The 11,830-nt window shown below is 70.5% G+C and carries 9 protein-coding genes; 5 read left to right on the forward strand and 4 right to left on the reverse strand.

The features are described from left to right. Positions 1–25: 25 nt before the first annotated feature. Positions 26–3,880, reverse strand: coding sequence for an nSTAND1 domain-containing NTPase (locus BLW82_RS41510; RefSeq protein WP_218162397.1), 3,855 nt, complete (start codon positions 3,878–3,880; stop codon positions 26–28). A gap of 427 nt (positions 3,881–4,307) precedes the next feature. Here BLW82_RS41510 and BLW82_RS41515 point away from each other — a divergent pair, with 427 nt between their 5' ends. The 5 genes from BLW82_RS41515 (at position 4,308) to BLW82_RS41535 (ending at position 8,204) form a co-directional block, all read left to right on the forward strand. Then, positions 4,308–4,721 (forward strand): peptidase inhibitor family I36 protein, encoded by a 414-nt coding sequence (locus tag BLW82_RS41515; RefSeq protein WP_177233235.1) that lies wholly within the window; start codon positions 4,308–4,310, stop codon positions 4,719–4,721. Then, the gene (locus BLW82_RS41520) at positions 4,718–5,629 is read left to right on the forward strand and encodes a hypothetical protein (protein ID WP_093507461.1); all 912 of its coding nucleotides are present in this window, start codon (positions 4,718–4,720) and stop codon (positions 5,627–5,629) included. The genes BLW82_RS41515 and BLW82_RS41520 overlap by 4 nt, the downstream gene beginning before the upstream one ends. A 238-nt stretch (positions 5,630–5,867) precedes the next feature. Next, a complete protein-coding gene (locus BLW82_RS44080; RefSeq protein ID WP_143063747.1) occupies positions 5,868–6,089 on the forward strand; it encodes a hypothetical protein in 222 nt (73 codons plus the stop codon). 619 nt (positions 6,090–6,708) lie between these two features. After that, the gene (locus BLW82_RS41530) at positions 6,709–7,017 is read left to right on the forward strand and encodes a Chromate resistance protein ChrB (protein ID WP_256216142.1); all 309 of its coding nucleotides are present in this window, start codon (positions 6,709–6,711) and stop codon (positions 7,015–7,017) included. Positions 7,018–7,043: 26 nt separating this feature from the next. Next, on the forward strand, positions 7,044–8,204 hold the full coding sequence (locus BLW82_RS41535) for an MFS transporter (protein WP_093507467.1): 1,161 nt from the start codon (positions 7,044–7,046) through the stop codon (positions 8,202–8,204). Positions 8,205–8,222: 18 nt separating this feature from the next. On the opposite strand, the gene BLW82_RS41540 is transcribed toward BLW82_RS41535, so the two are convergent. The 3 genes from BLW82_RS41540 to BLW82_RS41550 form a co-directional block, all read right to left on the reverse strand. Next, complete coding sequence (locus tag BLW82_RS41540) at positions 8,223–8,843, reverse strand: DedA family protein (protein WP_093508567.1); 621 nt, start codon at positions 8,841–8,843, stop codon at positions 8,223–8,225. 259 nt (positions 8,844–9,102) lie between these two features. Continuing rightward, on the reverse strand, positions 9,103–11,022 hold the full coding sequence (htpG, locus tag BLW82_RS41545; protein ID WP_093507469.1) for a molecular chaperone HtpG: 1,920 nt from the start codon (positions 11,020–11,022) through the stop codon (positions 9,103–9,105). Positions 11,023–11,163: 141 nt separating this feature from the next. Beyond that, positions 11,164–11,814 (reverse strand): type III effector protein, encoded by a 651-nt coding sequence (locus BLW82_RS41550; RefSeq protein WP_093507471.1) that lies wholly within the window; start codon positions 11,812–11,814, stop codon positions 11,164–11,166. Positions 11,815–11,830 lie beyond the last annotated feature (16 nt).

Consider the following 11,830-nt stretch of genomic DNA (forward strand, 5'->3'; position numbering starts at 1 on the left):
CCGGTGTCCGTCCTGGTGATCCTCGTCAGCACAGGGACCGGAACGGCAGGTCGGGCAGGTATTGCTGCCATTGCTGCGGTGTCAGGGCGCTGCGGGTGCTGACGCAGACCCGTTGGACGGCTACCCCGACGTCGACGCGCGTCAGCTGAAGGGTGCGGTCGTCGGCGACGGTTGCCAGGACACGCCCGTCCGGGCTGAACGCCGTGTCGTTGACGGGTCCGCCGTGACCGGTCAGGGCCGCACCGATGGCGCCGGCATGTTCCGGATGCGATACGTCCCACAGGCGCACGGTCCGGTCGTCGCCACCGGTGGCCAGGACATGCCCGTCCGGGCTGAAGGTGAGGGTGTCGACGAAGCTGGAGTGGCCGGTGAGCGGCAGGCCCGCCCGTGCGAGGTGGACAGGGTCGGTGACGTTCCACAGGCGTACGGTGTGGTCGGCGCTCGCGGTGGCGAGGGTGTGACCGTCCGGGCTGAAGGCCGCGGCGCGAATGCCGCCGCTGTCGGTCTGTACGGCCGGCCGGAACAGCCGGGGCTGTGCCGGATTCGACGTGTTCCACAGACGCAGCGTGTCATCGGCGCCCGCGCTGGCCAGAACGTGTCCGTCCGGGCTGAACGCCAGCGCCTCGACGCTGTCGGTGTGGCCCTGGAGGACGCTCAGAGCGCGGGCACGCCCCGGATCGGTGACGTTCCACAGCCGTACCGTGTGGTCGGCGCTCGCGGTGGCCAGCACGCGGCCGTTCCGGCTGAACACCACACGCATGACCGGGCCCTTGTGGCCGCCCAGCACCCGCAGGCGCCTGGCCCGGCGGGGGTCGGCTACGTCCCACAGACGCACGGTGCCGTCGGCTCCGGACGTGGCCAGCAGGCGGCCGTCGGGGCTGAAGGCCACGCTGGAGACGGTGTCCTCGGTGCCCGCCAGCGCAGCCAGTTCTCTGGGAAGCGATGGATCGGTGACATCCCAGAGCTTCGTGGTCTGGTCGCTGCCCCCGGTGGCCAGAAGACGACCACCGGGGCTGAAGGCGACGGCACCGAGGGGACCTTGGGTGGCCAGACGAGTAGCGGGAAGATGCCACAGCCGTACCGTGTGGTCACGGGAGGCACTGGCGAGCGTACGGCCGTCCGGGCTGAAGGCCAGCCAGTAGACGTAGTCGGTGTGACCGGTCAGCGGTTCGCCGAGGGTCGACGGGTGCCGGGGGTCGGTGACGTTCCACAGCCGTACGGTGTGGTCGGCGCCGGCGGTGGCGAGGGTCTGTCCGTCGGGGCTGAACGCCACGGCGTACACCGAGTCGGTGTGGCCGGTCAGCGCAGGGCCCAGAGGGGTGGCGTGCGTGGGGCGGGACACGTCCCACAGGCGCACGGTGTGGTCGTTGCTGACGCTGGCGAGCGTGCGTCCGTCGGGGCTGAAGGCGACCGCGTAGACCGTGTCTTCGTGGCCCTTCATCGCAATGCCGAGAGGCTTGGGCTCGGCCGGGTCCGCGATGTCCCAAAGGCGGATGGTGTGGTCGTGGCCGGCGCTGGCGAGCACGCGCCCTCTCGGGCTGAACGTCGCCGAGGCGACCGCCCCCACATGGTCGGTCAGGGCGTGACCGACGAGCGTGGCGTGCGCGGGGTCGGACACGTTCCACAGCCGCACCGTGTGGTCGTAGCTCGCGGTGGCGAGGATCCGGCCGTCGGCACTGAACGACACGGAGAACACGTAACTGGTGTGCCCCCTCAGGGGCGGCCCCCACACCACGGGGTGAGCGGGGTCGGTGACGTTCCACAGCCGTACCGCCCGGTCGCGGCCCGCGGCTGCCAGAGTGCGGCCGTCGGGGCTGAAGGCCAGCCAGTACACCCAGCCGATGTGGTCCCTGAGGGGTTTGCCGAGCGCTCTGGGGCGGGCGGAGTCGGTGACGTCCCACAGGCGCACGGTGCCGTCGGCGCCCGCGGTGGCAAGGGTGCGCCGGTCAGGGCTGTAGGCCACGGCGAAAACGGTGCCGGTGTGGCCGTTCAACGTGGTCGCGAGGGGCGTGTTCTCGGTGCTGAGGAGCCTGGTGTAGAGCTCGGGAGAGGGCCGCAGCCGGTAGGCGGCCAGGCTGAGACGTGCGGCCAGCGAGGTGTCGTTGCCCTCCACCTGCTCGGACCGGGCCGTGATCTCCCGGGAAATGGCGACATCGCGCTCCGCCCGTGCGGCGCCGCGCTGCTGGAACGCGACGACGGCGGCGGTTGAGGCCAGTACCGCCAGGACGGCCAGTACCGCGACTGCCGCTCGGCGCAGGTGAGCTGCCCGGCGTTGCTGCCGGAGGGACGCCGTCAGGAAGTCCTGGACCCGTTCGCCGAGAAGGAGGTCGCCGCGGTGACGTTCGGCCCATTCGGCAGCTGTGGCCAGCCGGCTGCCGCGGTAGAGCAGGCCCGGATCCCTGTGTTCGCGATCCCAGATGGTCGCGGCTTCCGTCAACCGCTGGTGGACGAGGAGTCCTGCCCGGTCCTCGTTCAGCCAGCCGGCCAGCCGCGGCCACGCTTGGAGCAGTGCCTCGTGGGTGACCTCGACGGTGTCGGTGTCCAGTGTGACGAGGCGGGCCTGGGCCAGGGCGTCCAGAACGGCCTGGGTACCGGGGTGAGCGAGGGCGTCCAATTCGGCGCGCGCCACGCGTCGTCTGGTGTCGTCGACCCCCTCGCCCAGGACGACGAGCCGCAGGAAGACGGCGCGGGCCAGGTCCTGCTGCGCAGGCGTCAGGGCGGCGAAGACGGTTTCGGCTGTCTGCGCGAGAGCATGTCGGATACCGCCGGCGGCTTCGTAACCAGCCAGGGTGAGGGTGTTGCCGCGTCGGCGCCGCCAGGTTTCGCGCAAGGCGTGTGAGATCAGCGGCAGGGCGTTGGGCTGGCCGGTGGCATCGGCGACGACGCGGGCCAGCAGCGGGGTTTCGACCGTGCAATCGGCCTGTACGGCGGGTTGGCTGATGGCCCGGCGCAGCTCGTCGGTGGTCATCGGGCCGACAAGCAACTGGGCGTCGCGCAGCGCCTCGACAAGCTCCGGGTGTTCGGAGCAGCGGGCGTAGAAGTCGGCCCGGACGCCGATCACGACACGGGTACGGCTGTTGGCGGCCTGGGCTGCGGTGGTCAGTGCCTCGATGAATGCGGCCCGCTCCCGTGTGCCGGCGCAGAGAGTGAAGACCTCCTCGAACTGGTCCACGATCAGCAGGAGTTCACTGTCCTCGGACCGGTCGGCGAGGATCTGCAGCACGGTCATGTGCAGGGCGCGGGGCTTTTCCCGTAGCTCCTCGGACAGGGCGGTGGCTGAACCGCCGTTCAACGCGGCGAGTCGCGCCGCGCACTCCTCCAGCGGGTGGGGGCCGGGGACGAGCAATACCGTGCGCCATTCGCCTTTCCCCGCTGCGATGGCATCGGCCCTGGGCAGCAGGCCGGCCCGCAACAGGGACGACTTGCCCGAGCCGGAGGCGCCGAACACCGCGAGGAAGCGATGGTCACGGACGCGGGTGACCAGGTCGTCGGTCAGGCGCTCGCGTCCGAAGAACCGTTCGGCGTCTTGCGGCTCAAACGCCGCGAGCCCCGCGTAGGGGCTCCGGCGCTCGTCGTCGAGGGAACCGGTCGGCGCCTCGGCCGGCGCATCGGCCGCCAATTCCGCGGCGGTCGAACGCCACCGCGTCTCCCACGCGGCCGGATCACCGTCACAGGCCCGTACGTATGCGAGGGTGACGGCCAGGCTCGGCAGTCTGCGCCCCGCGGCTGCGTCCGCGAGGGTCGAGGACGAGTAGTGCGCCCGACGGGCCAACTCCCGGTAGGGCGGGCTCCCCGCCTCGGCCCGTAATCTCCGCAGGTCGGCCGCGAAGGCGGTCAGCACGCCGTCGTCGTCCGCCAGCGGACGCTCGCCTCGTGGCACCCGTACCTCCCTGAGATCAACAGGTCCGGCTCATTGTCCGGAGCTTGTCGTCCGGCATCCAACCCCCGATTCCGGACAACGAAACAGCAGTACAAACAAGGGCAGCAGCCGACGGCGGTCTTCGCTCCGCCGACTCACCTCGGTCTGTTGGACGACCGGACGCCGGCAGGATCCGGAAGCGGACCCGGACCACGGAGAAGGGCCGACGATGACGAAGCTCCGCCCTGTCACGTCCGGTGTGCACACCACGGCGACGCAACGAGCTCCGACGCCGTAGTCGCCCTCGCCGTGGGCGGCCTCGGCCTGAGTGCCGAACAGGCCCGGGGGAGCGGCGTCGGGCGCACCAGTACGTCTGCAGATGCAACGGCCCGTACGACGGACTGCCGGGCGCAGAGAGCCACAGCGGTACGACCGACGAAAGGATGTCATGGGAGACACGCAAAGGGCGGAGCCTGTACCCAGGCAGCTCGCCATCGGCTCCTTCCTGGGCGCCGCAGCACTCGTCCTGACCACCCTGGGGGCGGCAGGCACCGCCGAAGCCGCAGACTGCCCCTCCGGGGCGCTGTGCGCCTACACCTCGACGTACGAATCCGGATCACGCGGGGCGGTCTACGAGGACAACACGGACCTCACCGGCTTCTCCCCGTTCCGTGGCGCCGAGTCTCTGTGGAACGCCGGTACCTCCTGCAACGTACGGGTCTACAGCGAGCGCAACTACACGGGCCACTACTGGACGTTGGCCCGCGGCACGGGCATGTACTCGCTCAACGACGTGGCCGACAACCCGGAATGGGGAACGGCTCTGTACCACCACGTCTACTCGGACGACTGGTGCGTGTGAGGCGAGTCCCCGTACGGCTCGCGGAGATCGTCGTCACCGCCGCCGCGTTCACGGCCGGCTGTTCGTTCCCGGGTAGCGGCGACCGAGGGCAAGTCCCCCTCGACCCCCGCCCCCTGTCCGGCGTCCTCGTCACCTCCGTGGCCGACACCGCTCGTCTGCGAGAGCACGAGGAGTCCGCCGTCGCTGAGTGCATGGCACGCCGAGGATTCAGGTACGAGCCGGAGCGAACGTCGGTGAGCGAGCGCGCGGTGACCACCAATCCGTACGGTCTGCTCCGCGAGGAGCAGGCGCGCCAGGACGGTTACGGCGTAGTGGGAGAGATTCTCAGCGGGACGCGCAACCATGCTCCGCCGGCCGCCCACCACTCCACTGACTGGACAAAGGCGCTGGAAGGCACGCACGTCGAGAAGTTCACTCTTCCGACCGGAGTGGTTCTGACCTACCGGCCCGACGGGTGCGCCTACCGGGGCCGGGAAGCCGCCTACGGGCCGGGCTGGAACCGGCTCGAGAATGAACTGGAGGGCTTGCAGGCGGCTGTGATGGACCAGGTCGAAAGAGACGGCCGATATATCAGCGCCGTGGCCACATGGTCCTCGTGCATGTGGAAGTCGGGCTACTTCTTCGACGATCTGCAGGCACCGAGAACAGAGCTTGCCCGAGACGTGGAGTCGACCGACGGCAGCGACAGAGCACTACGCAGCCTGGGCCGCAAGGAGTTGCGCATCGCGTCCGACGATTACGTCTGCGAGCGCAAGGTACGGCTTCACGAGACGGTGCGCGAAGCCCAACGGGACGCGGAGGAATCCACGCTCGACGATTCGACCCGGGCTGACCTTCGGCGCTACCAGACGTTGAAGCGGAAGGCATTACGGTCGCCGAACAGAAACACCTCCACTAGGCCACATTGAAGGCCATGCGCGTCGTCCGGCAGCTCACGCACCGACCAGATCTGACCAAAGGAGAGAGATGCTGATCCGCTCACGCCTGGCACGGTTCGCCGCAACGGCCGCCGTCGCCGTAGGCGCAATGACCGCCTCCACCACAGCCCCGGCGTCGGCAGCGCCGGCTGCGTTCCCCATCGACAAAAACGAATGCCCCCGCACGTACTTCTGTGCCTGGCACGTTCAGGACAATTCCTACTCGCAGATGTGCAAGTGGCAGGACGACGCCTTTTCCTGGTACGACTGCTCGTGGGTGGCGGACGGGAAGTTCACGTACGCCGTCTACAACAACGGCACGTCGGGACTGGGCGTGAGGATGTACCGGGAGACCGGCTATGTCAGCCCCATTGGCAGCTGCGTCTCGCGGGGCGAGTTCGTCCACCTCGCGAACAACTACAGCCCCCATTCGTCCCAGTGGAACTGCTGACCCGTTCAACCGGTTCCAGCAGACCTCCCACACCGGCGGGACCCGTCGTCGCGCTGCCGTGCCCGGCGGCCGGCACCATGGGCAGCCTCTGCCGTCGCCGGGCGCACACGGTGCGGGTGGAGGACTCGCGCCGGGTGCGACGGTCCGGAGGTGGGATCCGCCCAGCACCCGGCCGTGAGAGCAAGCCGAGTGGCAGCGCAAGGTGACGCAGAACCCGCGCAGGTCAGGGAGGGCCGGCGGCCTGTGACGGCGGAAGAACCGGAGGGCCTCGGACTGGGGCTCCGAGGCCCTCCGGCGGCGGGCGTCACGACCTCGACACGCTGACCGTCTGGCGTTCTCCCCGCGCAGTTCGCGACACCACGTCCACTCCACGGGCGCGATGCTCGTCGGCGGCCCGCAGATCCTCGCCCTGCTCTTCCCGGGCTTCTCCCGCTCCGGCGCCAGGCGGGCCCGGTCCCGCTTGCCGTGGGCACCGCGGGCTCCTTGTGGTCGCCTACGCCTTGATCTCTGGGCTGCTGAAGTTGTCGCCGAGCGCTCCTTCGGCACATCAAGGAACGTAACAGCCGCTACATTCACCGTTGTGTCGAATCCGGAACCGGGGAGACGCCGGCTCGTGCCCGTGACCGAATTGTCTGTCGGCCCCTCCCAGCACCGGGGCGCGGTCCGGCGGGCGCTGTGCAAGGCCGGTGCGCTCTCGCTCGGGCAGGGCGAGTGGGCCGTTCCGGACGTGCCGGTCTTCGCCGCCGGTGAGGAACAGTCGCTGGAACGGCCGCGGCGCTGGCACCGGTACTTGTCCGCGCGGGTCGCCTGCGGAGTTCCGGAGGCGGCCGACGCGGGCCGACGGCTCGAGGCGTGCGCCGCCGTCCGCGAGGACTACGCCGAGCGGGTCTTCGCCGCTCGCGATCAGACGCCGGGGGCGCGCCGGTGACCCCGTCCTCTACCCCGGCCCGGCAGATGCGGCCGCTGTACGCGGCCGGGTTCACCACCGCCTTCGGCGCGCACGGCATCGCCGCCAACCTCGGCGGCCACACCGATGACGCTGTCACCTCCCTGCTCGTGCTCGGCGGATTGCTGGCCCTCTACGACGGCGCCGAGGTCGTCCTCAAGCCGCTCTTCGGCATGCTCGCCGACCGGATCGGTGCCCGCCCGGTGCTGTTCGGCGGGCTCGTGGCCTTCGCCGCCGCGTCCGCGCTGTACGCCGTCGCCGACAGTCCCGGCTGGCTCTGGGCCGCCCGCCTCGGCCAGGGAGCCGCGGCCTCGGCCTTCTCGCCCTCCGCCTCCGTGCTGGTCGCCCGCCTCAACCCGTCGGCCGGGCACGGGAGGGCCTTCGGCAGCTACGGTTTCCACAAGTCGATCGGCTACACCCTCGGTCCGCTGCTGGGCGGCGTTCTGGTGTGGGCCGGAGGTCTGCGCCTGCTGTTCGCCGTCCTGGCGGTGCTCGGCGCGGCGGTCGCCGTCTGGGCCGCGCTCACCGTGCCCGATGCGGCGCCGCTGCCCAAGGCCCGGCAGACGGTCCTCGACCTGGCCCGACGGTTGGCCGAGCCTGTCTTCCTCGCCCCGACGGCCGCGCTCGCGGCAGCCACCGCGGCCCTGTCGGCCGGCGTCGGTTTCCTGCCTGTCTCCGGCCGCGCCGTGGGGCTGGGCACGGTCGCGACCGGGGCGGCGGTGTCGTTGCTCGCCGGCTGTGCGGCCCTCGTGCAGCCGCGTGCCGGGCGCGCTCTGGACGACGGACGCCTCACCGCCCGGACCGGCCTGGCCGCAGGGCTGTCGCTCACCGCCTCGGGGCTGACCTGTGCGATGCTGCCGGGGCTGACCGGCATCCTCCTCGCAGCCGCGCTGATCGGGGCCGGTACGGGGCTGATCACCCCGCTCGGCTTCGCCGCACTGGCAGCGAGCGCTCCTGCGGAACGGCTGGGGCAGACCATGGGCGCCGCCGAACTGGGCCGCGAACTGGGCGACGCGGGCGGCCCGCTGCTCGTCGCGGCCATCGCCTCGATCGCCACCCTCACCTACGGCTTCGGAGCGCTCGCCGCGCTCACCGGGGCCCTCGCGGTGGCGGAGTTCCTTCACCGCCGCTCGGTGCTGCCTCTACCCGGGTCGAGGACCGAAGGGTGAACGGCTCCAGGTGTCACATCAGTTCTCGTGTCTGCGCCGCAGCACATGCCGGCCGACAAGCGCGGCGGCCAGAACTGCGAGAGCGATCAGTGCGTAGAGCTGGTAGCGGGTGATCTCGTCGTAGAGGGCGGTGATGTGGGTGCCGGCCACGAAGGCCAGCGTCGCCCACAGCCCGACCCACAGCGCGGCACCGATCGCGTTGTAGGCGAGGAAGCGTCGCCAGGGCATGCCACTGGTCCCGGCGATGATGCCGTTGGCCTGGCGCAGTCCTTCGATGAAGCGGGCCACGATGACGATCGGGGCGCCGTGGCGGGTGAAGAACTCCTCCGCCTTGTGGAAGCGCTCGGGGGTGAGGAAGACGTAGCGGCCCCAGCGGTGCACGAGGGCCCGTCCGCCGGAGCGGCCGATCAGGTAGCCGACGTTGTCGCCCACGACGGCTGCGGCAAAGGCGATCACCGCGACCGCCACGATGTTCAGCCGGCCGGCTCCGGCATAGATCCCCGCGGCGATCAGGATGGTCTCGCCCGGGGCGGGGACACCGAAGTCCTCGACGAGGACCACTGCGCCGACGGCCCAGTAGCCGTAGTGTCCGAGCAGTGGGGCGAGGTGGGCCAGCGGACCGGGCAGGGGCGGCGCCATACCTGCACCGTACGCCGCCCCCAGGCCGGCGCGTCGTTCGGCACGGCAGGTCGAGGATGACCGCGCTCGCATGTTCGGGTGTTCGCGGCGCGAGGCGCCACCGCGGGCGACGGCGGCCGCGTGGACGAAGGCGACGTGGTGCCGGCCCTGCACGGCCGCCCCTTGTGGATCGTCGGCGTGATCCACGCGCGACGGTGCCAGGTGGCGCGGTCGGGGTGGGGGCGGCCCGGCGCTTCGGTGGTGCCGGGCCGCACCGTGGTTACAGGGTGTGGGTCAGGCGGTCGGTGAGCAGCCGGGTGAAGCGGGCCGGGTCGGGCAGGTCGCCTCCTTCGGCGAGCAGCGCGCTGCCGTAGATCAGTTCGGCGATCTCCGCCAGCGCGGGGTCGTCGGCGCCTGCGTCGTGTGCTGTGCGCAGGGCGTTGACCAGCGGGTGTGCGGGGTTGAGTTCCAGGATCCGCTTGACCGGGGGTATCTGCTGGCCCATCGCCCGGTACATCTTCTCCAGGGTCGGCGTCACGTCGTGGGCGTCGCCGACGATGCAGGCCGCCGAGGTCGTCAGGCGTGAGGACAGCCGGACCTGCTTGACCTGCTCGGACAGAGTGGTGGTCAGCCACGGCAGCAGGGCGGCGAAGTCCTGTTCGCGCTGGACCTTCTCGGCGTCGGAGTCCTGGTCGCCGTCGGCGGACTCGTCGAGATCGACCTGGCCCTTGGCGATGGACTGCAGACGGTGACCGTCGAAGGCCGGGATCTGGTCCACCCACACCTCGTCGACGGGGTCGGTGAGGATGAGGACCTCGTACCCCTTGGCGGCGAAGGCCTCCATGTGCGGGGAGTTCTCCACCATGGCGCGGCTCTCGCCGGTGAGGTAGTAGATGGTGTCCTGGCCGTCCTTCATGCGCTCGACGTACTCGCGCAGCGTGGTGGTCTTCTCCGGGTCGTGGGTGGAGGCGGCCGACAGCAGCTCCAGCAGGGTCTCGGTGTTGTCCGTGTCCTCGAGCAGGCCTTCCTTCAGCGCCCGGCCGAACTGCGCCCACACCTTGGCGTAGCGCTCGGCGTCCTTGGACTGCATGTCCTTGATGGCGCCGAGGACCTTCTTGACCAGGCGCCGGCGTACGCCGCGGATCTGCCGGTCGTGCTGGAGGATCTCGCGGGAGACGTTCAGCGACAGGTCGTGGGCGTCCACGACACCCTTGACGAAGCGCAGATAGTTGGGCATGAGCGCTTCGCAGTCGTCCATGATGAACACCCGCTTGACGTAGAGCTGCACGCCGGGCTTGGTCTCGCGGGAGAACAGGTCGAAGGGTGCCTGCGAGGGGATGAACAGCAGCGCCTCGTACTCGAAGGTGCCTTCGGCGCGCATGTGGATCGTCTCGGCCGGGGGCAGCCAGTCGTGGCTGATCTGCTGGTAGAACTCGTTGTACTCGCCTTCGGTCACCTCACTGCGCGGCCGGCCCCACAGCGCCTTCATCGAGTTGAGCGTGTCGATGCCGGAGGTGGTCTCGCCCTCGGCGTCGCTGCGCTCGGTGGCCATCCGGATCGGCCAGCGGATGAAGTCGGAGTACCGCTTGACGATCTGGCGGATTTTCGACTCGGACAGGTAGTCGGCGAGCCCGTCCTCGCTGTCGGCGGGCTTGAGGTGCAGGGTGACCGAGGTGCCCACGGGCAGGCCGTCGACGCTCTGGAGGTCGTAGGTGCCCTCGCCGTCGGACTCCCACTGGGTGCCGGAGCCGGTGCCGGCGCGCCGAGTGCGCAGGGTGACCTTGTCGGCGACCATGAACGCCGAGTAGAAGCCGACGCCGAACTGCCCGATCAGGTTCTCGACGGTGGCGGCGTCCTTGGATTCCTTGATCTTCTCCAGCAGGCCGGCGGTGCCGGACTTGGCGATCGTGCCGATCAGGTCGACGAGATCGTCCCGGGTCATGCCGATCCCGTTGTCACGGACGGTCAGGGTGCGGGCGTCCTTGTCGACCTCGAGCGTGATGTGCAGGTCGGCGGTGTCGATCTCGGTGAGGCCGGAGTCGGTCAGCGATTCCAGCCGCAGTTTGTCCAAGGCGTCGGAGGCGTTCGAGATCAGCTCGCGCAGGAAGATGTCCTTGTTCGAGTAGATCGAATGAATCACCAGTCGGAGCAACTGGCGGGTCTCGGCCTGGAATTCCAGCGTCTCGGCACTGCTGCCCATGTGGGTCTCTTTCTGTGGGATCGTCATGAACGAACTCGGACTCGGAGGCGGACTCGGGCCGGGACGGACCGTTGCCCGCCGTCGGCGTGGTTCGGGGTGGGCCGGACCACACCCGCATGAGGCGATTCTGCGGGGTGGGGGTCAGTCATCGTCAGCGGCTGCCGCCGTTCGCCGGTCCTCGAGGGCGTCCAGGGATTCGACGAGGCCGGTGTGGCGGGCATCGAGGTAGGGACGCATTCCGGTCAGGGGCGCAATGAGCTCGGCGGCGTCGGCGGCGCCGAGAGCGGCATGCAGGGCGGCCTGGGCTGAGCGCGCTTCCGGCGCGAGGTGGGCGAGCGCGCTGATCTGTCCGGCGAGACGGCGCAGGTCGGCGGCGTTGGCGCGGGCCCAGGTGGCGGTGGCGCGTTCGGCGGCTCTGGCCTGGCGGGTGGCCGTCACGCGCTGCTCGCCGGTGGTGCCTGCGGCGCCGGGGCGGCCGCGCAGGTAGCGGCGTTCGGCGGCCTGACGGCTGGCGACGCCGAGGGGATGGGCGAGGTCGGCCCAGCTGGCTCCGGCGTCGCGGGCGGTTTCGATGAGGCCCGTCTCCCAGCCTGCCAGCCGCTCGCGCACCTGCCGCAGCAGCATCAGGGAGGCCAGCGCCTGCTCGGGACCGGGGTCCCCGGCGTCGGGAGTCTCGTGCTGGGCATCGCGCAACGCGTCGTCTATGGCGGCGAGAGCCGCCTCGGCGGCAAGGAACGACGCCGGGCTGTGGGTGTTCGTACGGGCCGCGGACGGCTGGTCGGCTGCGGTCACGGGCACCTCCCTCAGG

The sequence above is a fragment of the Streptomyces sp. Ag109_O5-10 genome (genome assembly GCF_900105755.1).
Lineage (GTDB): Bacteria > Actinomycetota > Actinomycetes > Streptomycetales > Streptomycetaceae > Streptomyces.

What these genes read in the sequence shown, in the direction of transcription:
- BLW82_RS41515 (WP_177233235.1), top strand. Translation starts at nt 4,308, where the DNA reads ATGGGAGACACGCAAAGGGCGGAGCCTGTACCCAGGCAGCTCGCCATC.
- BLW82_RS44080 (WP_143063747.1), top strand. Translation starts at nt 5,868, where the DNA reads ATGTGCAAGTGGCAGGACGACGCCTTTTCCTGGTACGACTGCTCGTGG.
- BLW82_RS41535 (WP_093507467.1), top strand. Translation starts at nt 7,044, where the DNA reads ATGCGGCCGCTGTACGCGGCCGGGTTCACCACCGCCTTCGGCGCGCAC.
- BLW82_RS41540 (WP_093508567.1), bottom strand. Translation starts at nt 8,843, where the DNA reads ATGGCGCCGCCCCTGCCCGGTCCGCTGGCCCACCTCGCCCCACTGCTC.
- htpG (WP_093507469.1), bottom strand. Translation starts at nt 11,022, where the DNA reads ATGGGCAGCAGTGCCGAGACGCTGGAATTCCAGGCCGAGACCCGCCAG.